Annotated in this window: 17 protein-coding genes and 2 pseudogenes; 14 read left to right on the top strand and 5 right to left on the bottom strand. The window is 46.2% G+C overall.

Translation table 11 applies throughout. The features are described from left to right. The first annotated feature begins 82 nt into the window (after positions 1 to 82). The 3 genes from ASG89_RS09640 to ASG89_RS09650 all read left to right on the top strand — a co-directional run bounded on the left by ASG89_RS09640 (position 83) and on the right by ASG89_RS09650 (position 2,371). Entirely contained in the window at positions 83 to 754 is a 672-nt protein-coding gene (locus ASG89_RS09640) for an HAD family hydrolase (RefSeq protein ID WP_057310378.1), read from the top strand. 76 nt (positions 755 to 830) lie between these two features. Further along, complete coding sequence (locus ASG89_RS09645) at positions 831 to 1,055, top strand: spore germination protein (protein ID WP_057310379.1); 225 nt, start codon at positions 831 to 833, stop codon at positions 1,053 to 1,055. Between the two features lie 287 nt (positions 1,056 to 1,342). After that, positions 1,343 to 2,371 (top strand): cation diffusion facilitator family transporter, encoded by a 1,029-nt coding sequence (locus tag ASG89_RS09650; protein ID WP_057310380.1) that lies wholly within the window; start codon positions 1,343 to 1,345, stop codon positions 2,369 to 2,371. 86 nt (positions 2,372 to 2,457) lie between these two features. Here the strand turns inward: ASG89_RS09650 and ASG89_RS09655 are convergent, their stop codons facing one another. From ASG89_RS09655 to ASG89_RS09675, 5 genes are all read right to left on the bottom strand, one after another. Beyond that, positions 2,458 to 3,564: a YheC/YheD family protein gene (locus ASG89_RS09655; protein ID WP_057310381.1), complete on the bottom strand. Its 1,107-nt coding sequence runs from the start codon at positions 3,562 to 3,564 to the stop codon at positions 2,458 to 2,460. A 6-nt stretch (positions 3,565 to 3,570) separates the two neighbouring features. Continuing rightward, positions 3,571 to 4,698, bottom strand: a complete 1,128-nt coding sequence (locus ASG89_RS09660; RefSeq protein ID WP_057310382.1) for a YheC/YheD family protein — start codon at positions 4,696 to 4,698, stop codon at positions 3,571 to 3,573. After that, on the bottom strand, positions 4,698 to 6,062 hold the full coding sequence (locus ASG89_RS09665; RefSeq protein ID WP_057310383.1) for a YheC/YheD family protein: 1,365 nt from the start codon (positions 6,060 to 6,062) through the stop codon (positions 4,698 to 4,700). Before ASG89_RS09665 ends, ASG89_RS09660 begins: the two co-directional genes overlap by 1 nt. Positions 6,063 to 6,167: 105 nt before the next feature. After that, a complete protein-coding gene (locus ASG89_RS09670; protein ID WP_162259691.1) occupies positions 6,168 to 7,274 on the bottom strand; it encodes a YheC/YheD family protein in 1,107 nt (368 codons plus the stop codon). A 14-nt stretch (positions 7,275 to 7,288) separates the two neighbouring features. Next, on the bottom strand, positions 7,289 to 8,680 hold the full coding sequence (locus ASG89_RS09675; protein WP_057310385.1) for a YheC/YheD family protein: 1,392 nt from the start codon (positions 8,678 to 8,680) through the stop codon (positions 7,289 to 7,291). A 503-nt stretch (positions 8,681 to 9,183) separates the two neighbouring features. Between ASG89_RS09675 and ASG89_RS09680 the strand changes: the two genes are divergently transcribed. The 11 genes and pseudogenes from ASG89_RS09680 to ASG89_RS09720 all read left to right on the top strand — a co-directional run bounded on the left by ASG89_RS09680 (position 9,184) and on the right by ASG89_RS09720 (position 25,089). Beyond that, entirely contained in the window at positions 9,184 to 9,519 is a 336-nt protein-coding gene (locus ASG89_RS09680) for a hypothetical protein (protein WP_057310386.1), read from the top strand. Positions 9,520 to 9,547: 28 nt separating this feature from the next. Then, entirely contained in the window at positions 9,548 to 10,513 is a 966-nt protein-coding gene (locus ASG89_RS09685; protein ID WP_057310387.1) for an FAD:protein FMN transferase, read from the top strand. Further along, entirely contained in the window at positions 10,510 to 11,082 is a 573-nt protein-coding gene (locus tag ASG89_RS09690; protein ID WP_057310388.1) for a ferric reductase-like transmembrane domain-containing protein, read from the top strand. Before ASG89_RS09685 ends, ASG89_RS09690 begins: the two co-directional genes overlap by 4 nt. 118 nt (positions 11,083 to 11,200) lie before the next feature. Continuing rightward, a complete protein-coding gene (locus tag ASG89_RS09695; protein WP_057310389.1) occupies positions 11,201 to 12,256 on the top strand; it encodes an acyltransferase in 1,056 nt (351 codons plus the stop codon). A 243-nt stretch (positions 12,257 to 12,499) separates the two neighbouring features. Further along, positions 12,500 to 14,869 carry a helix-turn-helix domain-containing protein gene (locus tag ASG89_RS09700; protein ID WP_057310390.1) on the top strand — a complete coding sequence of 790 codons (2,370 nt, stop codon included), beginning with the start codon at positions 12,500 to 12,502 and terminating at the stop codon, positions 14,867 to 14,869. A 3-nt stretch (positions 14,870 to 14,872) separates the two neighbouring features. Further along, a complete protein-coding gene (locus ASG89_RS09705) occupies positions 14,873 to 16,420 on the top strand; it encodes an extracellular solute-binding protein (protein WP_057310391.1) in 1,548 nt (515 codons plus the stop codon). Positions 16,421 to 19,728: 3,308 nt separating this feature from the next. After that, a pseudogene (locus tag ASG89_RS38600) lies at positions 19,729 to 21,216 on the top strand (pectinesterase family protein); the annotation flags it as partial. Positions 21,217 to 21,228: 12 nt separating this feature from the next. After that, positions 21,229 to 22,449: pseudogene (locus ASG89_RS38605) on the top strand (pectate lyase family protein); the annotation flags it as partial. 708 nt (positions 22,450 to 23,157) lie between these two features. Further along, a complete protein-coding gene (locus tag ASG89_RS38610) occupies positions 23,158 to 23,817 on the top strand; it encodes an S-layer homology domain-containing protein (protein WP_235549716.1) in 660 nt (219 codons plus the stop codon). Positions 23,818 to 23,971: 154 nt separating this feature from the next. After that, positions 23,972 to 24,700, top strand: coding sequence for an oxygen-insensitive NADPH nitroreductase (gene nfsA, locus ASG89_RS09715; RefSeq protein WP_057310392.1), 729 nt, complete (start codon positions 23,972 to 23,974; stop codon positions 24,698 to 24,700). An 86-nt stretch (positions 24,701 to 24,786) separates the two neighbouring features. Further along, entirely contained in the window at positions 24,787 to 25,089 is a 303-nt protein-coding gene (locus ASG89_RS09720; RefSeq protein ID WP_235549686.1) for a hypothetical protein, read from the top strand. Positions 25,090 to 25,131: the final 42 nt, after the last annotated feature.

Below are 25,131 nucleotides of genomic sequence, written 5' to 3' on the forward strand. Positions count from 1 at the left end.
TGTACATTGACTTACATGGGTATGTTTGCCATTCTTAACATAGATCATTACAACTATTTTATACCTATAAAGGAGTAAGAAAATGACTACTCGGGGACAACTGCCAGAAGCAATGCTTTTTGATTTGGATGGGACGTTATTTCAGACAGAAACTTTATTATTACCAGCGTACCATGCGACCTTCGACGAACTTAGAGCCAAAGGTATATATGAAGGAGAGACACCGCCAGAAGAGCGAATTCTCGGTGCGTTAGGCATGCTCCTTGAACAAATTTGGATGCGTGTAATGCCAGAATCGTCTGTTGCCGTACATCAGGAGGCTGATAAGTTATTGATCAAGTACCAGGTTGAGGGACTTCAGGAGGGCCGCGGGGTCTTATACGAAGGTGTGGCGGAAACCTTGCAGATCTTGCATGCCAAAGGTGTTCGTTTATTTGTAGCCAGCAATGGCTTAGAAGATTACGTCAAACAAGTCATCACTATGATGGGGCTAGCGCATTTGTTCGAAGGTTTATATAGTGCAGGAGAGTACCAAACACGATCCAAAGTAGATTTAGTCCAAATTTTGCTCGAAGAACACGGTATTCAGTCCGCGTGGATGGTTGGAGATCGCTCTTCAGATGTAGAAGCAGGACTTCGCAATAACCTGACAGTCGCCGCTTGCGACTATGCGGGCTTCCGTGAATCTGGCGAACTCGAGGGTGCACATATCCGAATTGGACGATTTGCTGAGCTGCTGGACTATATATCTTAATTCTCTCAGGTCAGTCGCAAAGCGGGAGCCTTGGGCATACACTGTAGCACATTGAGAGATAAAGGTGCTGATCAGAATGCCTTCTTTTGTAGGAATATTCAATATTATTAGGAATGAAGGGAACCTGATTAACGGAGATACGTGTGTTATTGCCCCCACGAGTGCTTCAAAAACTTACTCAGGCGCTGGCGGAGGAATCACGGGGGACTTCTCGATATCTGGGACCGTATTCAGTGCTACAATTACAGTAGACCCTGACGTAATTGAAGCAGGGGCGAATAAGACAGCAACAGGTACCTAAGAGTAAGCGATTCTAGTTGCAGATGGAGTTGGCCGATTCAAGCTCACCATACGTGGAGAGATGAATCGGTCTTTTTCCACTTTAGAGAGTATGAGTTTTCGGTTTCCGAAAACGTCTTGCTAATTGGCGACGGTCGCTCATCCTCGAAGGACATCGATACAAGTTTTTCTCATTTTTGGAGAAGCCTATTGACACTGGCAAGCATGCTTATTTATTATTAACATATGAGCAATCATTCATATATATAAATTCAAGAGGAAATAGGGAGCAACTGGGGAGGGAATGCCATGCATCAGCATGATTCGAAAAAGGAACACACATGTGGACATGACCACGGAGAAGATAAAAGTCATGAACAACATGGCCATGAGGGCCACACTCACGATGAAGCTGGGCATCACGGTCATCACCACGACCATCATCATGGTCACGGTCATCACCATGGACATTCGGGCAATAAACAAGGGCTGCTGATCGCGCTAGGTATAACGGCAGGTATCATGGTGCTTGAATTGGTTGGCGGTCTCTGGACGAACAGTTTGGCACTGCTGTCTGATTCGGGTCACATGCTGAGCGATGCTGGTGCGCTGGCTCTGAGCCTCCTGGCACTATGGTTTACAGCGAAGCCTAGCTCAGCTCGTTTATCCTTTGGATTTCATCGTATTGAAATATTAGCGGCGCTTTTTAACGCGGTGACGTTATTCGTCATTGCTGGACTCATTATATGGGAAGCGATTGAACGATTCCTCCATCCTGCTGCCGTTGCTAGCGGGTCCATGATGCTCATTGCGTGCATTGGATTAATCGCCAATTTACTAAGCGCTTGGTCACTCATGCGTAAGGGTGATGTACATGGAAATCTGAATTTACGCAGTGCTTATCTGCATATCTTAGGCGATGCGTTAGGTTCTGTAGGCGCGATCATAGCTGGCGCTGTGATGCTGATCTTTGGCTGGTATGCGGCAGATCCTATCATTAGCATCATTGTGTCTCTACTTATTTTAAAAGGCGCTTGGGGCGTCCTGAAATCAACCCTTCACATCTTGATGGAAGGAACACCAAGTTCCATTTCTATCGTCTCTGTTAAGCAAGTCCTAGAAGGAATCGAGGGTGTCATTGACGTTCATGATTTGCATGTGTGGACGATTACATCAGGTATTGATGCCATGAGTTGTCATTTGCTGATCAAGGATGACAAGGATAGCCAAGATATCCTGCAACAAGGAATAACCCTCATTGAAAAGCGGTTTGGCATTACGCACGCGACCATTCAAATTGAGAAATCAACGATCAGCCATCAAGCTCTTCTGGTATAAGCAGGAAAGACCGTTAAAGCTATGTAATCCAAAAAATAACAAGCGTTCACCCAACAAGGTGATTCGCTTGTTATTTTAGTGTTCGATTAATCAGTTCTGTCATCGGCACCTTTTTTTTGTCTCAGCATCCAAAGCGCATATTCTAGTGGCCTTGTTACGGCCTTCTGGTAGGTAGCGTGCTGACCGATCCTGCGAAATACTTCCCGTGATGGCTTCGGATTCACTTCGAGCAGCCAGACACTGCCTTTGGGATCTACGGCGATATCCATGCCCAATTCACACAGCTTGCCGAATTTGACCTCCAAATAGTCGGCCAGCTTATAGGCAAAATCGTTCATCTCGTCTTTGATGTCTGCAATTTTCTCTTGAGAGGAGAAACGATATCCTAATAAGCGATCTTGCGTTACAGCCGTACCTCCTCCATGAAGATTGGAGGTAATACTGCGATGAGGGCCAATTCTTCCTGCACACCCGGTTACTTCCCACGCGCCTTGACCATTTTTCTGAATAAGCAACCGATAGTCATGAACACGACCATCATTCAGTGTTAGATGGATCCCCTGCTGAACGACATAGTCAGGGCTCAGATTCAGCGTATGCAGCTTGATGGCGAGCTGTTTTTCATTCGCTCTGAAGGGAGCAATGATCGAACGGTATTGATTTCTGCCCTGTAACAAATAGAGATCAGTGGAAATCTGTTCAATACGAAGAATTCCTCTTCCACCGGTGCCATTCTTCGGTTTTACATAAATGAGCTTATGTTTCTTCAGAAACCTCATCAACTCATTGATGGTACTGTAACGAACGGTTGAAGGTAGATAAGGGCGAATGGCGCTGCTTTGGGAAAGGGTTTGATGCATCGCCCATTTATTGGCCAGCGGTTTGCTCAAATAGATGAGCTTGGCATGGCGGTTGCGAAAAGCTTGAAGCATATGATAATTCGCCGCGGCTCTATAGCGGCAGCGATCATAGATAATGGGAGGTAATGTTGTGTACTTCCGAAGCCATCTTCCTCGACTGGAATCAAATGTGAGAGTTCGCACGGCATTTCCCTGTACATCCGCCGGAGTAAACACTTCGACTTGAACGCCTAGCCGCCTACCTTCCTTGCTAAGCTTCTTGAAGTAAGACAGTTCCTCAAGTCGTGAGTTGTTTAAATAAATAGCGAGTACGCCTAGTCGATCTTGAGCCAAGCATAATCACCTTCTTCTCCGAGTATTGATCAAATGCAGACTGTATTGAATAATCCGTTCAAGTGATTTCTGGCGGATTCGAGGTTCATCGAATTTCATAGGTTTCGAATTCGCTTCAAAAAACCAAATATGTCCAGATGTGTCAACACCGATATCCATGGACATTTCACCAAGCGGATTGCCTGATGATTTCTCTATTTGTGTAGCCAGTGTAATCACGGCTTGACGAACCCGTTTTAGAATGTTTTTGGCTTCTTTGGGCCCGAAAACAGAAGCAAGCAGTTTCCTTGGTTCATCAATGGAACCACCGCGCGGAACGTGTGTGGTTATGCTGGCTTTTCCTGCTACGCGGGCACCAATCCCAGAGACACTCCATTCTCCTCTTGCTGTTTTCTGGACTAGAGCTCGCAGATCATAAGCGCGTTCTTTGAATCTGGTTAGCGCAATCCCTTGTTGAACGATATAATCTTGGCCGCCGCTATGACGCTCCCATTCATGCCAGATGTCTTCCGAGCTGTTATGATAACTATAGACCATTTTCTTGTCATCAAGGCGACTAAGACGATATTGTCCATTGCTGCCCTTGGTGCTAACACGATCTATACGCATAATGCCCATTCCGGCTTTACCTTTAACAGGCTTCAAGTAGAGTACAGGATGCTTCTGTAATAATTGGGAGAGATCAGATACTTCTTTCATTTGCAGGGTATCTGGCATGAACTGCTTACTTTCTTTGGCGTTATTTAACCAACTGAATAATGTCCATTTATTAAAAAAGGAAGGATTGAATAAATGAATGCTGGTGCTGCGTTTACAAGCTTGAATCGTTTGCTGGACCTCAGGTCTCATTTCCATTTTCCGGTAAGGGATGCGATTGTAAACAACTTGAGGAGAGGGAACGAGTTCCCTGCTCCACTTTTTAGCACTTGGACGAAAGCGATAACCGTACATTTCTGAGTTCGAAATACTGAAGTCCTTGGTAGTAACGACATATACATCTAGGCCATAGCGTTCACCGGTATGAATCAGGTCTAGAAAGTTATCTAAATTTCCACGAAATACACGGGAACTGTCTTTCACAGTTAGGATAGCTAGTGTTGGTTTAGGAGCTTTCTCATGAAGGGTAAAACCCATTAGTTTTCCCTCCTTGAGCGGAAACGGCTCAAATAAAGACAATGCTCATACACGCTTTGAAGGGTGGCAGTATCTCCGTCTTTCAGCGAGGGATGCTTGAAAATGGATCGACCTGGCTTGGCATTAGCTTCAAACATCCACACTTTTTCATTTTGATCTATCCCGATATCGAAGCCCAGCTCTCCGAGCAGATGATCATAATTATTTTCAATGCCTTGCGCAAGTTTAATCGCTGTTTCCTTGGCATTTTCAAGAATCTGTTCCCCGCGTGCCCCATAAACTATACGAAGAACCTGCTCAGGTGTCATGAGCTGCCCACCGTTACGGATATGCGTTGTGACACTGCCTTTTCCCGATTTCTTAGCCCCGATCGCGGCAACAACCCATTGGTTACTGCCATTTTTCGTTAAGTGGAAGCGGAAGTCAATCGGACAATTATCAATTTCGATGAGTCGAATCCCTTGTTGGGCGACATAGCTTGCTAAACGGCCACGTCCTGTTCCCAGCATCTGCATTAAACCTTCAAATTTGGAATAACGAATGAGGACATTTTTATTCCCTTTCCGGAAGCGGACGAAATAACCGCGCTTCGGATTGTAGGTAACCCGATATATGCCAATGCCAAGGCTGCCTGCTGTTGGTTTTAAGTAAATAAATTTATGTTTATCAAGCATTTCTTTGATTTGTTCTGCGGTGGGATTAATTCTGGATTCAGGTACGAAGCGAAAGGCATCGTCACCATCTAACATTTTGTAAACATCCCATTTATCAAAAAAGCTCCAGTTAAAGATCGGAATACCCCGCCCCACAAAGCGATTTTTAAATCCCTCCATACCGGCTGATTTCTCTGCTTTCCGGCTAGATAGTCGATTGTAAATGACATCCGGAAGCGGGAAGGTTTTGCGCATCCAACCTCCGCCTTCTTTGGGAATAATGCCTGATACGGTCTCTTGAATCCAGTTCACACTCTTAGGACTGAATGCGAAGCTGAAAGAACGGTGAGAGCCAGTATTGATGACTTGGCGTATGAAACCTGTTTTGGAACCGAATGGCGATGTACCACTTTCCACATTGGTTAACACGCCAATAAGTGGACCGATGCGAAGCTCTTTATTGTTGGTATTAGCGACTAACACATTCCCTGTGCGAGGAATACGCAAGGAGGCCATTAGGGAAAGCGGGATGTACATATGCTGACCACTTTTTTTGATCAAACGGACCGGTAACGAAGTCCCTTTACTCCCAACCTTTACAGTAATGGATTTGATTCCGGTTAACCGTAAAGCTTTGGCGAGATCACTTGTTAAGTAGACCGATCTATCTGTTCGTTGTACGGCGTGGAGCATACACGATGTCAAACTCATTAGGTTACCCTCCTAAACTTGTTGCCCTACGGGGCTTTCCGTGTCAAACCAAGCAGATATGACATTCTGCCCCCATGAGCACGTTCAAACAAAGCTTAGCTACCTTCAGCTCAGCTGTTTGTTCAACAAAAATCCAGCATAGTGGATCGGATTTGCAATTGATTTCGAACGTGCTCGCTCATTATGCAAACGTGCGAATATCGTTCGACCCGGCTTTGAATTCACTTCAAGAATCCACACGCGTCCGCTGGTATCAATGCCGAAATCAATGCCTAGCTCGGCTAATCGACCATGGTTGGATTCGAGAACAGACGGGATGTGTTTAGATAGCATAGCTATGGTAGCAATCAGCTGCTCGGACTTCATCTCCCCGAATTCTCGAGTTAGATACTCGCTGACATCTTCGGCAGTGCCTCCGCCATGTAGATTGGAAGTGATGCTTCCCGGCTTTCCAACGCGAACGGCCATGCCCGTATGCTCCCAGTTTCCTCGACCATTTTTCTGGACTAGTGACCGTACGTCATAGGACATCCCATTCATCGAGTGGAGCTGTAAATAGTGTTGCAAGAGATATGGACGTGAGCCTATTCTCTGCTTCAGCCATTGCCAGCAAGTGGACCACTCCTGAAACTCTTCAGAGAGGGGGTGATTGCGTCCATCTCGTCCTAGCAGCCTAAACAGGGGGCCCTCTTTGTGTATATGAATTGCACCTTTGCCTTGACTCCCGCCTTGAGGCTTCAAGAATGCGTCGGAATGGTTCTGTAACCAACTTTCAAGTTGATGTCCACTTCGGAGTCTACTGGTCTCTGGCAAGTAGGGCAGTAAGACGGGATCTTTTTGCAGAATCAGTCCCACTTCCCACTTTCCGCCAAGACCGTAGCCAAGGAATCGAATGGATGGGATCTCACGCAGCTTGCGTACATGATATTGATAGGTGAGATAACTACGTTTTTTGCTGAAGAAGCAGCGATCATAGATGAGAGAAGGAAGGGGGAAGAGCTTGGTAATCCATGCTAGCTGTGTAGGGTCATACATATAGCCTCTTACCCTCTCTTGCATCCAATCGATGCGATTTGGCGAGAAAACAAACACATCGATCCCTTTGCTAGCACCATGTGCTGTAAGACTCTGATAGAAACTCGAGCTTGCAAAGGGAAGTTCGCTGTTCAGTTCGGTAACCATGATGCCTAACAAGGGTCGTTGTGTTCGCAATCGCATATTTCACCTCAATGCTTCGCTAGAAAACGAGCGTATTTTACTAAAGTTCTTACAGATGGTCTGATTTTATTTTTATTGTTGTCGGTGTTGAGTGCTGTATTATCATCCTTAGATGGCTTGGAGTTTACTTCGAGCAGCCATACTCGACCTGATCGATCAACGGCAAGATCAATACCTAATTCACCGAAATGACTGTGAATTTGGGTCTCGATCCCTTTGGCAATATCCAAAGAGGCCTTGCGTAAACGACGAATAATCGAAGCGCGAGCGGCAGTCGTGGAGAAAGAGGCTTTGGCAAGCGCAGCCGGTACAGTGGATAAGGATCCACCTCGTGCCAGGTTAGAAACAAAGTGCTGGCTACCCGCAATCCGACCTACAATGGATGTGATTTCCCATTCGCCCTTTTCTCCCCGTTGCACAAGTGCTCGGAAGTCAATTGGATTCCCCTCGGATGATATGAGATCAAGTCCTTGCTGGATTTGATAGCGCTGTGTCTTGAGTTTCCCGGAAATGGACTGAAATACGGCAAGCAGAGTAGGGAATGTTTGTCTGCGAACTCCTGCAAGGCTTGTAGAATGAGCCGTATAGGCTTCGCCAAGGCCTTCTCTGCGAATACGGATAATCCCATTGCCGAGGCTTCCAGTAATTGGTTTGAGAAATAGCGTCCCATGGCGAGCAGCCATAGATTTCAGCATTTGAAAGTTTTTGAAAAGATAAGACTCAGGCAAGTAGCTATGCAACGAGTTATCTTTCCGCAGAGCCTCGAAAACCTCTGTCTTGTTCAAATATTTTTCATTAAAGATTTCCGTGCCATATCGGGACTTAACGTCCTTCATGAACTGTTGAACATTGGTCATATTCTCGTACTTGCGTGAGGTGAGACGATTGTAAATGACATTTGGGATCGGGAACGTTCTTTTACTCCAAGAACCATTAGCATAAGAATAAGCAGAAAGTGACTGCGGATTTGCGTGCATTTCTTTCGGCGGGAAGAAACAAACGCTAGCCCCCATCTGATTACACGCATCGGTCAATTCTTTACAAAAAGTGGTGATTGGACCAAAAGGGCGGGTTGTGGAACTCGCGTTAACGCGGCTTATCATGACACCAATTAAGGGTCCAATCGACATTGTATTCGAAGTTGGCTTATAGTTGATCGTAAGCCGAGCCCCTTGATGAAGACCTATCTTAGTTGCAAGCGCAGGGTCGACACGGAGACTATTCGGTACAGCAGCTGTGACCACTTTAACATCCTGCTGAGATGAGCCGAATCGCATGTTAATCATTTGGTTGGACGGAACTTTCCACTTTCTTGCAATGGATTCACTTAGAACAACGGTCCGATCATCCAAAAAGATGCTGGTGTTTTGAATGGTTACGCCAACTTTCGATCTGGTCAATAGTGAACACTCCTTCCAGCATGACAAAATCCCTATCGAGGCCATTCAAGGATGATCGACCGCTATTCTCCCCTGCAAAGTGACGAGAATCTCCGAAGCAAAGTCCGTCGCACCGAGTGAGTGCCCGGTCGGCGTCTTGACTTTCTTCGATATGCGTTTCTACATTACTTTGTGGGGGCCCCGGGAAAGGAGAGACTTTGGTTTCCGACCAAAGATCCCTATATTTGGTAGATTTTATCTCCAACAAGAAAGCTGTTTCGTTAAACCGAAGCGAATACTTTCTTATCTGGTCGTGGCGATATTGCTGTTTATGCAAAGTAAACTACTCCATCATATGAGGACATATTTCCCTTTGTGCCTAGGCACCGGAAGGAAAGCGCCCATTCTTCAAACATAACTTCAGGGAGTTTTCAGCTAATTTTTAGGGCTTACTCAGGATTTTAAGTCCTTTACCGCGTATAATGAGCTTAGATTCTTATTCATTGAGATGGGATGGGTTAAGCATGAAAGCATCCTCCAAATGGACCAAGTGGCAGATCGGATTCGTTAGCGCGATGATTGTTGTCTATTTGTTTCAGGAAGTCAAAGAGAGCCCCGAATTTCTTACGGCTGTTCGAGAAGCATCGAATGCTAAGCTGAATACGACAGCCGTGATTGCACAGAAAAGCCTAGATATGCCACCATCAGAAGCTTTCAGTCGAAATTCAAATAATAGGATACAGCGCAGTGGAAGTAGTCGAGATCAGGTCAATCAGTCAGAGGACTCATCCTCGCAATCACTTCCACAATCGCAACAGTCCAATCAGACCAAGACCCATACCAGAAGTCACGCATCCTAGCATTGAGTCTGGACAGGGGAGGGAATACATGTTTCGTGATTTTGCATTTCATGCGATGAATTCGCACATACAAGTCTTACTGGAATCGGACACACCAACCGCTGAGCTTGAAATCCCTGTTTTGGAAGGATTCGATATTTCCGAGCAGCGGTTTAGCCGATTTCTTCCGACAAGTGAATGCTCCTATCTCAATGCGAGAAGCGGGCAGCTAAGTTTTGTTTCTGACAGCATGCTCGAAGTTCTTGAGCTAGCAAGACATTATCAGGAACAAACGAATGGTGCTTTTGATATTTGTGTTGGACAAGCGATGGAGCGGGCTGGATATCGACAATCCTTTGAGAGCATACAGGAACAAATGATGGAGCTTGAGCAACCGAACCCTCACCCACACTCTGGTATGGCGTTGCAAGTGGACCCTTGGATGAAATCAGTTCGCATATTGGCTGGCCAGAAGATGGATTTCGGTGGGATTGTGAAGAGCTGGACAGCACAGCATGTTGCGAATCGTCTGCAAACAGATTGGTTAGTACGTAGAGGCTTCATTAATGCTGGTGGAGATGTACGGGTATGGGGAGGGGCTGCAGAGAGTGAGCCTTGGTGTATTGGGATTGCCAATCCCTTTGAGACGGATCCAGCCCAGGAAGTCACACTTCAATTACGAACAGGTGCTGTAGCTACTTCCAGCATATTGCGTAGACGTTGGCTAACGAACGCAGGGGAAATGCATCACCTAATAGATACACGCACGATGCAGCCAAGCCAGTCAAGTGTTGTGCAGTGCACCGTTATCGGCCAAGATTTAATAGCCTGTGAGGTTTGGGCAAAAGTGTTGTGCATGCTCGGTAAGGAGGAAGGCGTCGCCCTCTTCCAACGTAGATCACAAGGTATGGAAGCACTGTTATATACCTCCGTTGGTGATGTGTTTCAAGCGAAGTCGCTTCACGGCAGCTTGGAACATTCCTGGACAGGGTTGAAAGGAGAAAGAAGTTTATGATTCATCTCTTGATTGATCTACCTACTTGGATTCTAATTCGAACCTTTGGGATACTTTCCTATCTAACCTTATTCGTTGGCATGGCAATCGGTATCACCTATAGCTTTCCGCAGTTCAAAGGGCACAAGAAAGGCCAATTGCTCCGCTGGCACACGTATACCAATTTAACAGGAACGGGCTTCGCACTCCTTCATACGGTTCTTCTTATTATAGATACTTTCATGCCTTTCGACTGGGCGGAACTGTTAATCCCTTTTTCAGCTAAAAATAACCCCGTGTTAAACGGCATGGGCACTATCGCCATGTATGGATTACTTCTTGTCCTGTTTACTACGGATATTCGGAATAAGTTGAAAAGAAAGGTATGGCTAGCTCTTCACATGTTGTCATATCCCATATTTGCATTGTCCCTTCTGCATGGCATCTTCTTAGGGACAGACAGTAAACAAGGCTGGGCAGCCACGATGTATATCGCAACCGCGATCATTTTAGTTGGTTTAATGCTGGTTAGATTTCAATTGTCATCGCGAAAACGTCAAGTTAAAGTAGGGCAAACGAAACAGCTGTGACGCAGAGTTCCAATTCCATGCGATTGGAGCTCTTTTTGCGTATCCCCATGTTGCGAAACGTGTCGAAAATGTCTATAGTTAAGGGGTATTTATTATGAAATGAGGATAGTAAACCGACATGGCAAAAGCAAAGATTACGGAGCTTGATATTGTCAGAGCCATTTCCATTTTGGCTGTAGTTCTGATTCATGTAACGGCAGACTGGACAGTGGATCCAGCGTTGAAAGGCAGCAGTACGCAGCTGTTTATTTTATTTTTGAACAAAATAAGTTATTTCGCTGTTCCCGTCTTTATTTTTTTGAGCGGCATCGTGTTGTTCTATATTTATGCGGATAATTGGAGCGCTAAGCAAGCAGGCATCTTCTATTGGAAACGTGTTCGGCAAGTGCTGGTCCCCTATATCATTTGGTCCTTTTTCTACTATATATATAATCCGTGGCTATGGACGCCTGGGCATCCATTTAAAGTAGACTTAAGTGTATTTCTCCAACAGCTAAAATGGGCAGATTCCGGCTATCATTTATATTTTATGATCATTATTGTGCAGTTCTATTTGCTGTTTCCTTTGCTTGTATGGGCTGTAAGGAATGCAGCTTGGTTTCGTAAAACACTGGCGTTATGGGGGCTAGCGGTGCAGTCTGGTGTATATATCTATAGCCACTGGGTTGGTCCTATCAGTCATAAACCTGAGCTCTGTATCACCTATTTCGGTTACTTCCTCATTGGCGGAGCCATTGGGATGAATTACGGTAATTTCCGCGCGTGGCTGGATCGCAACAAAGGGTGGGTTATTCCGTCCTCAATCTTGAGCGGTTTGGTGTACACGGGGCTGTATTTATTAGCATCTAGAGGATACACGTTTGAAAATACGTGGTATGAAATCGCGTGGTTGTTATACAATCTGGGCATCGGCGTGAGCATGATCTGGATGGCTAAGGAGCTCCTAGTGAGGTCGAAGCGCGTGGCGAAGTTTTTCGTCTCGCTGGGGATGGTCTCCTTTGGCGTCTACCTGATGCATCCTGCCTTGCTCTCCTTATGGAAATATAAGGTTCACATGCCGGGCTCAATTCTACTATTTAATGTCTACAATGGTGTTGTCTTTGTATTAATTGTAGCCATACCTTGGATATTAACTTTACTCTATCGAAAAGGAAGAAAAGTGTTGTTGAAATAAGCCAATACTGTTCTCTTCACAAGCACATAAGAATGGATTTACACCAATGACCTGAGGCAGAGCCTCGGGTTTTTCTCATGGGATTAAAGTTGTTACAAGTTCTGGAAAATACGTTTTTGCTGTTTCTCTTGTTTACTATAAAAGCTGTATTCTTGACAGTAGCCGATTATGATACAATGTGATAGCTTAGATTTGGACTCCGTTTACGCAAATTGAAGAACGCAAAGGATGGACTGCAGCACAATGAAAAAACGTCCGAATCGCTATTATATAAAATGGGTTTTATTATGTTTCATTCTTACGACCTTGCCTGTATTATTGCTGGGTCTTTTCTCGTATGCCAAATCTTCAGGTGTGGTGCAGGATAAGGTAAATGAAGAAACGGCCCTTAGTCTGCAGCAAACGCAGATGAACGTAGAGCATTCACTTAAAGTGGTTGATCAGGCGACAACTCATTTTTTGAGTTCCAAAATTATTCAAACGGCTTTGAGCGAGCCTCTCGGACCGGATCAATTTCAGCTGTATGCACAGGTGAAAACGGAGTTGAGCGGCCTGCAGCGGCTGGATACCGGTATTTCAGACATTCAGGTATGGAGCAAAACGGGCAATTGGCTAATTAACAATGACGGCTTGTACCGGATGGATGCTTGGAAGAGGAGCAATGCAGAAAAGCCGCTCCACGAACCAGCCGTACCGTCCATGTGGGAAACGACGAGCCATCTCACATCGGACGCGGCTTTGCCTGCATTAAATGAAGATCAGAATGGTGACCAGAAGCTGACGTCATCGATAAATGAATGCAGTACGAATGTGAATTTGTTCAAAAGGCTTCCACTTACAGCCTATACAAGCATAGGGACTGCAATGATTCAAATTCCGGCGTGCAGCCTGAGCAATTTAATCTCCGTGAATACAGAGCATGAAACCGTGATGCTATTTGACGAAAAGGCTCGTTTGTTCATACATAAAGGGGTCACGATAGTTGGATTAAGTGAGTCGCTGAGCCAATCTGTGCTGCAGTTTCCACAGGAAGTAACCGGGCAATATAACCTCGGATATAACGGGGAATCGTTTACTGTTACCTATCGGAAGTCGGAGTATAACGGTTGGTATTATGTGTCCGTCGTTACGCTGGATCAATTAACCCGTTCATCCCGTGAAATAGGTTGGTTCACCTTCTATATTTGTATGGGTTTACTGTTGTTCTTTATTATCATTTCATTGTTATGGACGAAACGGTTATATCGGCCGATTGCCAAAATATATTCGGATGTGTCGGCACAGACAGGGATTACTTCCCCCAAGAAAAGTATTGATGAAATTAAGTTTATTGGCGAACAGGTGCACACCTTATTTGACACGAAGAAACAGCTGGAGTACCAGTTGGAAGGACAAAATGAGCTGCTGCGGACGTTTCTGATGGTCAAGCTGTTTCTATTTGGGATGCAAGAGGAAGAGATTGTTGAGCGAATGGAAAGTTTAGGACTGCGCAAAGATTTCTCGCGTTTTTGCGTACTTGCCTTAGAGTTAGGCAGTTTGGAAAACACCCGTTTTGGAGAAAAGGATCACGATCTGCTGCTGTTTGCAGTAAACAACATGGTTGGGGAGCTTGTTACGGTTGATCGGCGTCTGCAGCCTATTATCCTGGGCAGGACACAAACGACGATTCTCACGGGCAGTGCAGACGACGGAGAATCGTTCCTGTCGGACGTATATGCCGCGGCGAAGGTCATTCAGCAAAAGGTAGCCGAGGTGCTTGATCTGAAGGTGCATATCGGAATCAGTATTCCGTATCTGCGGCTTACTGAAATACCAAGAGCCTATGAGGAAGCGATTGAAGCGATAAAAAGGCATGCTTTGTTCGGTGATGAGGCGATTGTATATTTCGGTGATCTCGGTGAAAACCATTCGTTGCATTATACGTATCCTTATGCGCTGCAATCGGAGCTGTTCGACGCCGTGAAACTGGTGGATCGGGAGCGGATTGTGCAGCATCTTCAACAGCTCTTGGGTGAAATATGCATCAGGAATCCGAATCCTTACGATTTACAGTTTAATGCGGTTCGCTTGCTGATGAACATGCTTGGTATGGCAAATGGGATTGCTGGGCATGCGATACCGATGCAGCGGCAGCAAACGCTTTTCGATGAGCTCTTTCATCTGAATATCGTTGAAGCTGGCGAGACATGGTTTATGACTAAGCTCATAAACCCGATTATTGGTGAGATCGAGGAACAGACCGAGGTTCGTCATCTGTCACTGTCGAAGCAGCTCGTTACTATAATTCATGAGGAGTTCGACACGGATTTAACGATAGATTCGTGTGCAAATCGTCTTCATTACAATGCAAGCTACTTGAGTACCATTTTCCGAAAAAGCATGGACATCCCCTTCAGCGCTTACTTGGCACAATACCGGCATCAGATGACATTAAAATGGCTAAAGGAAACCGACATGCCGATCAAAGATATTGCAGAACGGATCCGTTATAACAATTCTCAGAATTTTATTCGTTCCTTTCGTAAAACAGAGGGGATCAGTCCCGGGAAATATCGGGAATTGAACTGCCGGATAGAAGCAGATGGAAGCACAGTTACTTCGAGGGAGGTTTAAGCAATGGGTATCGATGGCAATAAGTCGTGGAGGCGTCGGCTTGTGCAGACTTGTTTATTCGCTTTGATTACCGTATTAACGGCGAGCTGCAGCCTTCAACCTTTTGCAGGCTCCAAGGATAACGTAACCAAATCGGACGGGCCAGCGGTCATCCCTGAATTGAGCTTCATGCTTGTTCTCAATCGCAACGATTCGCCAGCGGATACGATTATCCCGGAACTCCAGAGGCTGACGAATACGAAGCTTACGTTTACTTGGGTGCCGGACAACATTTATACGGATAAAATGATCTCTGCGATTACGTCGGGGACTCTACCGAAAGCGGTGCAAGTCAAAGCGGTTGATGTCAAGCATCCCTCCGTAGTGAACAGCGTGCGGTCCGGACTTTTCTGGGAGATCGGTCCCTATTTGAAGGACTTTCCGCTGATGAGCAAATTCGCAAACCCGATTATTATGAATAACGCCTCTTATTTCGGCAAGACATATGGCATATACTGGGAACGCCCGCGTTCCAGACAAGGTATCCAATATCGGAAGGATTGGCTCGAACGGCTTCACCTCGCGGAACCCAAAAGCATCAATGACATGTATGAGGTGCTCAAAGCCTTTACTTATCGAGATCCGGATGGCAATGGCAAGCAAGATACCTATGGGCTCATTGACCGTAACGACTTGGTATATGGAGCCTTCGATAATCTCGCTTCTTACTTTGGTGCACCGAACAACTGGGGACTGGATGCCGACGGGAAGCTGATTCCGGACTTTATGACTGTGGAATATCGCGATACGATGAAATTTATGAAGAAGTTGTATGACGAGAAGCTCATCAATACGGACTTTACCATTACGAGCAAAGTGCAGCAGGAGGAGCGGTTTGTGCAAGGAGAAGCGGGGATGATGATCAGCAATATCGTCTACTCATCCGTACGGAATCGACTTCAGAAGATGAATAAAGCTGCTGAGGTCGAAATCACCAATCGTATTCAGGGTCCCAAAGGTGAACGGATCTGGGGCGGAAGTGGATTTGGCGGGCTTTTCCTATTCCCCAAATCAAGCATCAAAACAGAGTCCGAGCTTCGCGAGGTGTTGAGCTTTTTCGAAAAGCTCTTGTCTGAAGATGCGAACAACTTGATCACCTATGGCCTGCCGGATCGCCATTACAAGCTGAATGAGAACAAGTCGGTTAAAGTTTTCCCTGATACACAATCCATACGGGAACAAGAAGTCGAGCCATACACAAATGCGCTGCGGACATTCGATATAAGGTATTTACAGCTTGGTGAATTGAGTGAACAGCAAGAAAAGACTCAGCGGATGATTGATGACACCACGAACATCGTGGTCAACGACCCGACAACTGCTTTGTTCTCCCCGACACAAGCGGAGAAAGGATCAGAGCTGCATAGCATCATTACGGATGCCACCTACCAGTTTATTCTCGGGAAAATCGATGAACTAGGGTTTTCGAAAGAGGTTGACAAGTGGCGTCAAAACGGCGGTAATCAAATTATTCAAGAATTGAACCAGGAGTATGCTCAAATTAATAAGTGATATCGGCAATGAGACAACCCCCTTAAGGACATGATCCTGAGGGGGTTATTTTTGGTGCAAATAGCGGTAATACGCGGATAAATGCAGTAATCATGCACCTTCCCCCGAGATGATTATAGCGGAATAGGGGGTATGGTTACATAATGAAAAGCGTAGACAGGCACTTCGGGAAGAAAGGAGGAGGGTTGCTGATGTGTATGGTTAGGAAGACCGCAAGAGGTTTACGCTTAGAGGAGGATGGGAACACGATGAAGAAAATGGCAAGTATCAAGAAGATGGCAAATATAAAGAAAATGATTAGTACCGCACTGACGGGGATGATGCTGCTAAGTTCCGTACCGTTTTACAGTGAAACGGCGGAGGCTGCTGCCGCATTGCCCTATGTAGAGAACTTTGAAAGCGGATGGGCTGACGGGAATTTTTTGACGACTTTCTCAGGCACATCATCCGGCGGTTCATCGATAAGCAGTGTGACTGTCAATAATACCAAATTTACTAGCACGCTTTTGGATGCCAATGCAGGCACCACAAGTTTATCTGATTTAAATGCTGACGTGAGTGCAAGCAGCAATGGCACGAAGGCGCTGCATCTATATGATAACGTGAGTCTTACGAAAGGAAATATTAGTGCTTTGACGACGTTTGCACTACAGACAACTGGCGGAACAAATATGGAATTGGACTTTTTAAGTAATACCTTAGGCAGTGGAGGGAATGGCAGCGCGCGGTTTCGTGTGGCCAATGGGGCAAATAATAAAAGACCGATATCCATTGAAACCAGAAGCGGTAAGCTCCAATATAAAGATGCAGCAGGTGCGTATGCAGATTTCTCACCCGCATTGACATTTAGCCAAGGTACTTGGTATCACTTGAAGCTTGAGATTAATATGTCGACTTCCAAATACTTTATTACAGTGACAGATCAATCAAGCAATATTGATTATAAGGCGAATTCAATTGGATTTATTAGCGGTCAAGAAGTTACAGATATTGGCGGATTAGACATCAACACAGGCGACGGAGCACAGATGGAGATCTACGTTGATAATCTCAACATTTACAACGCTACTCCGCCGCAGTCCATTGTTGCTGCTCCAAGCAATGTAACCGCTGTCAATGGCAACGCTCAAGTCAATCTGACTTGGAATACGGTGACGGACGCTACCTATTACAACGTCAAACGCGGTAGTGTAAGCGGAGGACCCTACACGACAATGAATGCTAGTCCGATCACAGCATTAAACTATACCGATAGCGTAGTGTCGAACGGGCAGACGTATTACTATGTTGTTACCGCTGCGAATGCGACGTCGGAGAGTGTGAATTCCACGCAAATGATCGGGAATCCGGCCGTGCCGGCAACGCTAGCAACGCCGACGGGATTAAGCGCGAATCCGGGCAATAACAAAGTGGATCTTACCTGGAACAGCGTGACAGCTGCAACTTATTATAACGTGAAGCGAAGCACAGACGGGAGTACGTATACCCCCATTGCTTCGAATGTGACCGTAACGAATTACAGTGACCTGATGGCGGTAAATGGTACGACGTACTACTATGTCGTTAATGCAGGAAACGCAACAGTGGGTAGTGCCGATTCATCGCCAGCATCTGCAACCCCAGTTGCTCCATCCCTGCCTGCCGCACCTGCAAATGTTGCAGCTTTGGCCGGAGAGGGCCAAGCCGTGATATCTTGGAGCGGTGTAGCTGGAGCCACTTCTTATAATGTGAAACGAAGTGATTCAGCTGGCGGCACATTCACCACCATTGCGAATGTAAGCAGTGGTACCAACTTCACGGATACTGGCTTAACGAATGGGATCGTTTATTTCTATGCGGTAACAGCCGTGAACACGGTTGGGGAAAGCGAGAAGTCCAGCGTAGTTTTAGTCAAACCGGGTAATTTCCTGGTGAATGATAATTTTGAAACCAGAACGCTAGGCGATCTGCCAGCAGGATACACACCTCCTTTTGGTTCAGGCGTCATTACCGCCTTTTCGAGTACTAATAATAGCACGGTCATTAACAATGTTTCACGAACGAACAGCTACAGCAATACATCTGCAAGTATAGATGGAAACGCGTCCAATGTGCTGTGGATCAACGACGGTCCTTCCAGAGGCGGATTCAATAATGCTTTTACTCCGGTTACCGCTGATAGCCTGAAGGGGATCACGGCAGAGCTGCGTTTTATGCAGGCGGCAAGAGTAGGCGATTCCTATGTGCTTGAACTTCTGGACAGCAGCAAAAAAATCGCAGTATCCTTTAATATCAATTCTTCACCAGTGACCATTGATGCCAAAACATGGTACACCGTGAAGTATGTCGCGGATGTAAAGGCGAATACGGCGGATTTATTCGTAAATGGAAAATATTATGGAAACGTAAATTTCAGCACCCCGGTCGCCGATATTGCTTCGATGAATTTCCGTATGGCGGGTTCTTCAACGGGGAATGCGTATGTGGATGATCTTGTCGTGTATCAGCAAGAGGTCGTAACTCCGCAAAAAGTGACGACAGCTGGTGCGGATAAAAAGGTAACACTGAGTTGGAATCCAGCAAGCGGAGCCACTTCTTATAACATTTACCGCAGCGCGACAGCAGGTGGTCCCTACACTTTAGTTGCGAATAACATCACAGAGCCAACGTATACGAACATAGAGCTAGAAAACAAGAAAGAGTATTTCTACGTCGTCACCACTGTAAATGCGAACGGTGAAAGCGACTATTCGAATGAAGCGAAAGGCTATCCCAATAATGTGACTCCGCCAGAACAGGCTCCTGTCTTTCAATCAACGGATATAAGGGACAGCCAACTCACTTTACGATGGAATGATGTGAGAGGCAAGGATGATGATGGCAACGAGGTTGCGACAGTGTACACGCTGCTCAGAAGTACCAATCCGAATGGTCCTTTTGAAGCGGTTGCCAAACAGCTTAGCAGCACGACGTATCTTGAGAAAGGCTTGAATAACGGTACGGATTATTATTATCAAATCATCGCGGAAAATATGGGGGGCGCTGCGCCTGCATCTGAATTGCTCAAAATCGCACCAGCAGCACCGTTAAGCCAACCAACGTTGAGCGGATTGCCTGGCAACAAAAAGGTTGATCTCAACTGGTCGCCGGTTGTGAATGCCGCTAAATACGTGATCAAGAGAAGTGAAGTGAATGGCGGTCCATATTCCGAAGTGGGTCAGTCTGTGACGACAAGCTACACAGATGCGGAAGTAACTAACGGTACCCTTTACTATTATGTTGTTACTGCAGTTGCGACCATATCCCAGGTGAATGCGATTCAGGAAAGTATGATTTCCAATCAATTGAAAGCAGTGCCTTATGTGACCGTTTCCGGTGCTCCAAACACGCCGATCAGCCTAACTGCATCTGCGAACGAAGGCAGTGTCAGCCTGAGCTGGGGTGCTGTAGCCGACGCATCTTTGTACAATGTGAAGCGCTCGACAGTGAGCGGAGAATCATTTGACATTGTGACTGCAAGCAGCACGGCGTCTTACGAGGATAATAGTGTAACGAATGGTACGACCTATTATTATGTGGTTTCCGCAGTTAATGCGAGCGGAGAAAGCCAAAATTCGGATGAAATCATCGTTCTACCAGCCAAGGTACTTACCGTAAACAAGAATGCCACTGCGAATGGCACGACCGTATTTAACACGATTCAAAGCGCTGTCAATTCAGTTTCCCTAACGAACACAGCCAGGACGATCATTCATATTATGCCGGGAACCTATACGGAGAAACTTGTTGTCAACCGTCCATATGTCAGTCTGGTCGGATCCGGGATGGATCAAACGAGAATCGTTTACGGCGATTATGCGGGAACAACGGCTACTGTCGGTCAACAGGGGCATGTCGGCAATACGTTCCTGAGCCAAACAGTTGATGTCAATGCGGATTATTTCACTGCCGCTAATTTGACGATTGAAAACAATGCAGGTCCTCGTTCCGCTGTAGCACAGGCAGTGGCTTTGTCATTGAAAAGCGATATGGCCGTCTTTGAATCCGTCAAACTGATTGGCTATCAGGATACACTGTACACTGGGCTGAATGCTGCTAGCAAAGGTCGTCACTATTTCCACAACAGTATCATTCAAGGCGACGTTGATTTTATTTTCGGTGAAGCTCCTGCAGTCGTATTCGACAATGTAAAAATGGTTCTTGTCAGCAATTCCGGCGGTGGAGGGCACATTACAGCAGCAGCGCAAAAAAATGCCTCTGATCTCGGCTATGTGTTCCTGAATTCACAAATTGTTGACGATGCTTCTGCTCAAGGGGCTTATGATCTGGGCCGCCCATGGAAGGACTATGCCAATGTACGTTTCATTAACACATCAATAAGCTCTAATAAATTCCTAAGTGCAGGTTGGATTCCAGCTTGTGCCGGCACTTGCAAAAGCTACTCATTTAACGAGTACAACAGCTATGGTACAGGTGCAGTTCCAGCAGCACGGCAAATTGCTGCGCAATTGACAGGACAGGATGCCAGCTTGACGATTCCGCAAATGTTCAGCGGATGGGACCCAACGGTTCCAGTCATCATGCCAAAGGTGAATTACTTGCCATCTGTTTCCGTAGCATCGTCCAGTTTCGATAAAAATACTGCCAAGCAAGCTGATATTTTTGTTACGCTGTCTGGAAATGGACATGAACTGCAAAGTATCGAGAACGACTCCAAAGCACTGACCGCATCAGATTACAGCGTAGCAGGCAATATCGTGACGATTAAGAAGTCTTACCTTGCTGAACTTTCAGTCGGAACGACGACATTAACCTTTCATTTCGACAATATTGCCATACCTTTAACAATTAGCGTGTTGAATACCGATGGTTCAGACATAGGTAAACAAATCCTTGCTCCTAATGATGGTTGGGCTTCTCATACTTCGGGGACAATGGGGGGATCAACAGCAAATCGGGACAATACTTTCATCGTTACCAATCGAAGTGAGCTTGTTAAGGCAGTGGCTGGTAATACCCCTAAAATTGTCTATATTCAAGGCATAATTGACATGAATGTCGATGATAATAACAATCCGATAGGGATGGATTACTACAAAGATCCAGAGTATGATTTTGACGCCTATCTGGAAGTGTTCGATCCGGCAGTATGGGGTAAAAATACGCCATCCGGAGCGCTGGAAAGCGCACGTTCAAGATCGGCAACCAATCAGGGCAACAGAATCAAAATTACGGTCGGCTCGAATACAACGATCGTAGGGCTGCCTGGTTCGAGTGCGAAGATCCTTGGCGGTAACATCAATCTGGATAAAGTAGATAACATCATCATCCGTAATATCGAATTCCAGAACACATTCGATTACTTCCCGCAATGGGATCCGAATGATGGAGAAACAGGCAATTGGAACTCCGCATATGACAATATCTCGGTAAAAGGTTCCACCCATGTGTGGATCGACCGCAATACATTTAGCGATGACGGCGGTCTGGATGATCAGAGTCATAAGTATTTCGGACGCAAGTTCCAACAACATGACGGAACGGTCGATATCACCAATGCTTCCGACTTAGTGACAGTTTCCTATAATTATTTCCATGATCATGATAAGACGACGCTTGTAGGCGGAAGTGACGAAGCTACAGGAGATGCTGGTAAGCTAAGAGTGACATTCCACCACAATTATTATCAAAATGTGGGTCAACGTGTGCCTCGTGTACGCTTCGGACAAGTACATGTGTATAATAATTTCTACGATGGTTTTATCAACCATGTGAATTATCCGTACCTGTACTCCATTGGAGTCGGGTATAAGTCTCACGTAATTGCTCAAAACAACTATTTTAACGTAGGCGGCGCGACAGCTGCATCGATCATTCAAGTATCACCTGGCGGTACTGAATTTACGGATAAAGGCAGTGTTCTGAACGGAGTTCCAATTCAAATTGCGGAAAGTAAAGGCGGATTACTTCCGGCAAGCTGGACGCCAACCTTGTATACATCCATGAATTCTACGAATGAAGTGATTAAAGTTAGGACTTTAGCGGGGGCAGAGGATGCACATCCTTCTCCATCCATGCTGCCGGCGTTGCTTTCTCCAGAAGATGACGAGATCAGCAGTGGTTCTAGTGGCGGAAGCGGTACCGGCTCCACCACTAGTACAATTACAACGTCAGCGGATCAATCATCGGTAACGATTAATGCTCCTGCGGTGAAAGAACAAACAGCACAAGGTGCCTCCATTCTGAAGGTTACAATTGATGCAGCAACATGGAATAAAGCCATTGAGGAACTGAAAGCTGCTGCAGGGGGAACGCCGATAATTGAAGTGCCTGTCCAAGGTCACGAATCAGCCGGCAAGGTTCAGCTCCCATCCGCTGCACTTGATTATGCACAATCGAAATCACCAACAGCCGTCATAGCTGTAAAATTCGATACCTTTACCTACAATCTTCCGGTGATGGCAATCGATACGGCGATTCTGTCGGAGAAACTTGGTGTGAAGCCGGAAGATATGACAGTAACAATTGCTATCGAAAAAGTAGCGGATTCCATCGCTTTGGCCGTGAGTGAAAAATCGAAGCAGGAAGGATTCACGCAAGTAACGGAAACGGTAGACTTCAGTGTATCTGCCCAAGCAGGTGGCAAATCGTTCGTCTTGAATGATTTCGATACGTATGTAGCGAGAACATTCCAAATCACGAAGCCGCTTGATCTGAAGACTTTAACTGCAGTGATGTACGACCCAGCTACGGGAAGCATGAGCTTCGTACCGGCTGCGATTACGGTAGTGGACGGTGTAACAACAGTAGTTCTGAAGCGTCCTGGCAACAGTATCTATACCATTGTACAAACAACTCCAAAACAATTCGCAGATCTGAAAGGACACTGGTCGGAAACCGACGTTGAACTGCTTGCTTCTAAGTTAGTCGTGCAAGGGGTTTCGGAGGCTGAATTTGCACCGAATAGTGCCATTACCCGTGCGGAATTTGCAGCACTTCTGGTACGCGGCTTGGGACTGTCTGAAGTGAAAACAGCGGCCTATGCCGATGTGAATACTACAGATTGGTTCGCAGGCACAGTAGGGGCAGCAGTGAAGGCAGGATTGGTGGATGGTTTCGAAGACGGAACATTCCGACCGGGCTCACCAATTAACCGCGAGCAAATGGCTCTCATGATTGCCAGAGCGCTAACGTTTGTCGGTAAGCAAGTACACGTGGATAACAATGCGCTGACTGTATTTGCAGACGGTAAAAGCATTAGCAGCTGGGCGAAGGATGCAGTCGCTAAATCGGTTACTGCCGGTATTATTAACGGATTATCCGGTGGCACGTTCAAGCCGGTTCAGCAGGCTAGCAGAGCGGAAGCTTCTGTCATGCTGAAACGTTTGCTGCAGGCAGTAGAGTTTATCATTGAATAAGTTAAAGTAGTAAAAAGGAAGTCTTCGGTTCCACGCAAAAAGTGGTTCAGGAGGCTTCCTCATTTTTTTGTATAGGACTGTAGAGGGGGAAATTGCAAATTAGCCTTTTTTCAAAGATACTGAGAGAAAAGTGATTAAGGAGTGGACGCTATTCATGAATACAATCATCGATCTATTAAAAAGTCATCGCTCTATTCGTAAATTTACGAATGAGCCTGTGAGCATCGAGCAACGCGAGTCGATTATCCAGGCAGCACAAGCTGCCTCCACTTCGAGTAATGTGCAGGCTTACAGCATCATCCATGTAACAGATGCTGACCTGAAGAGCCAGCTAGCCGAGCTAGCTGGCAATCAAGCTTACGTCAGCGAGTGCCCGCTGTTCCTCGTGTGGTGCGCAGACCTGCACCGCTACGCGGAGGCGGTCCACCAACACGTGGACACGCCAATCACTGGCAATGCTGAGAATCTCATCATTGCCACGGTCGATGCTGCATTGGCTGCGCAAAATGCAACGATCGCCGCCGAGTCACTCGGCCTCGGCGTCTGCTACATCGGCGGGCTGCGCAATAAGCCCGCTGAAGTATCCGAGCTGCTGGGCCTGCCCCAGCTCGTGTACCCAATCTTCGGCATGTGCATCGGCATGCCGGATCAAGAGCCGCTGCAACGCCCGCGGCTCCCGCTTGAAGCCGTATACCACGAGAATCGGTATACACTGAATCAACTCGCGGTCGAATCCTACGATGAGACGATACGCGATTACATGAACGTGCGGACCGACGGCAAAGTCGATACGACTTGGTCCAAGGAAATGGCTGCGAAATCGCAGCGTCCGAGAAAGCACATGAAAGCCTTTCTAAGCAGCCAAGGCTACGAAGTAGAATAAACGTGGCCGAACTGCGCCCCTTGCATTCATATCTCAACTACTTGTCTCATACAATGGAAGTAGGTAGAGCTAGGCTCGAGGCTATTATGAATGAAAGGCGTGTGATTCGGTTGAAAGGTTTCAAAAATGTCGTGTACATGAGTTTGGCAGTCGGCATGTTATTTTATTCCATTCCACAGTTGCAATTTCGTGAGGTGGGTTCCTTACCGATGATTTTTAGTGTCATCTGGCTTGTGATGGCGTTGCTTATCATTGCTGCGCATTTGCATCAAATCCTCGGTGTAGATGAAGAGAAACGCAAGCAACAACTTCGAATCAACCGGATGAAGAAATGGCAAATGGAACAGCTCGTACAAGGCAGACGGAAGCTTCTTCAATTCCGCAAGTAAGCGAAGAATGATCTAAACTTTGACTTCGAACATATGTTTGGT

This window comes from Paenibacillus sp. Soil766, assembly GCF_001428105.1.
GTDB lineage: Bacteria > Bacillota > Bacilli > Paenibacillales > NBRC-103111 > Paenibacillus_E.

What these genes read in the sequence shown, in the direction of transcription:
- ASG89_RS09640 (WP_057310378.1), top strand. Translation starts at nt 83, where the DNA reads ATGACTACTCGGGGACAACTGCCAGAAGCAATGCTTTTTGATTTGGAT.
- ASG89_RS09645 (WP_057310379.1), top strand. Translation starts at nt 831, where the DNA reads ATGCCTTCTTTTGTAGGAATATTCAATATTATTAGGAATGAAGGGAAC.
- ASG89_RS09650 (WP_057310380.1), top strand. Translation starts at nt 1,343, where the DNA reads ATGCATCAGCATGATTCGAAAAAGGAACACACATGTGGACATGACCAC.
- ASG89_RS09660 (WP_057310382.1), bottom strand. Translation starts at nt 4,698, where the DNA reads ATGGGTTTTACCCTTCATGAGAAAGCTCCTAAACCAACACTAGCTATC.
- ASG89_RS09665 (WP_057310383.1), bottom strand. Translation starts at nt 6,062, where the DNA reads ATGAGTTTGACATCGTGTATGCTCCACGCCGTACAACGAACAGATAGA.
- ASG89_RS09680 (WP_057310386.1), top strand. Translation starts at nt 9,184, where the DNA reads ATGAAAGCATCCTCCAAATGGACCAAGTGGCAGATCGGATTCGTTAGC.
- ASG89_RS09685 (WP_057310387.1), top strand. Translation starts at nt 9,548, where the DNA reads ATGTTTCGTGATTTTGCATTTCATGCGATGAATTCGCACATACAAGTC.
- ASG89_RS09690 (WP_057310388.1), top strand. Translation starts at nt 10,510, where the DNA reads ATGATTCATCTCTTGATTGATCTACCTACTTGGATTCTAATTCGAACC.
- ASG89_RS09695 (WP_057310389.1), top strand. Translation starts at nt 11,201, where the DNA reads ATGGCAAAAGCAAAGATTACGGAGCTTGATATTGTCAGAGCCATTTCC.
- ASG89_RS09700 (WP_057310390.1), top strand. Translation starts at nt 12,500, where the DNA reads ATGAAAAAACGTCCGAATCGCTATTATATAAAATGGGTTTTATTATGT.
- ASG89_RS09705 (WP_057310391.1), top strand. Translation starts at nt 14,873, where the DNA reads ATGGGTATCGATGGCAATAAGTCGTGGAGGCGTCGGCTTGTGCAGACT.
- ASG89_RS38610 (WP_235549716.1), top strand. Translation starts at nt 23,158, where the DNA reads ATGAGCTTCGTACCGGCTGCGATTACGGTAGTGGACGGTGTAACAACA.
- nfsA (WP_057310392.1), top strand. Translation starts at nt 23,972, where the DNA reads ATGAATACAATCATCGATCTATTAAAAAGTCATCGCTCTATTCGTAAA.
- ASG89_RS09720 (WP_235549686.1), top strand. Translation starts at nt 24,787, where the DNA reads ATGAATGAAAGGCGTGTGATTCGGTTGAAAGGTTTCAAAAATGTCGTG.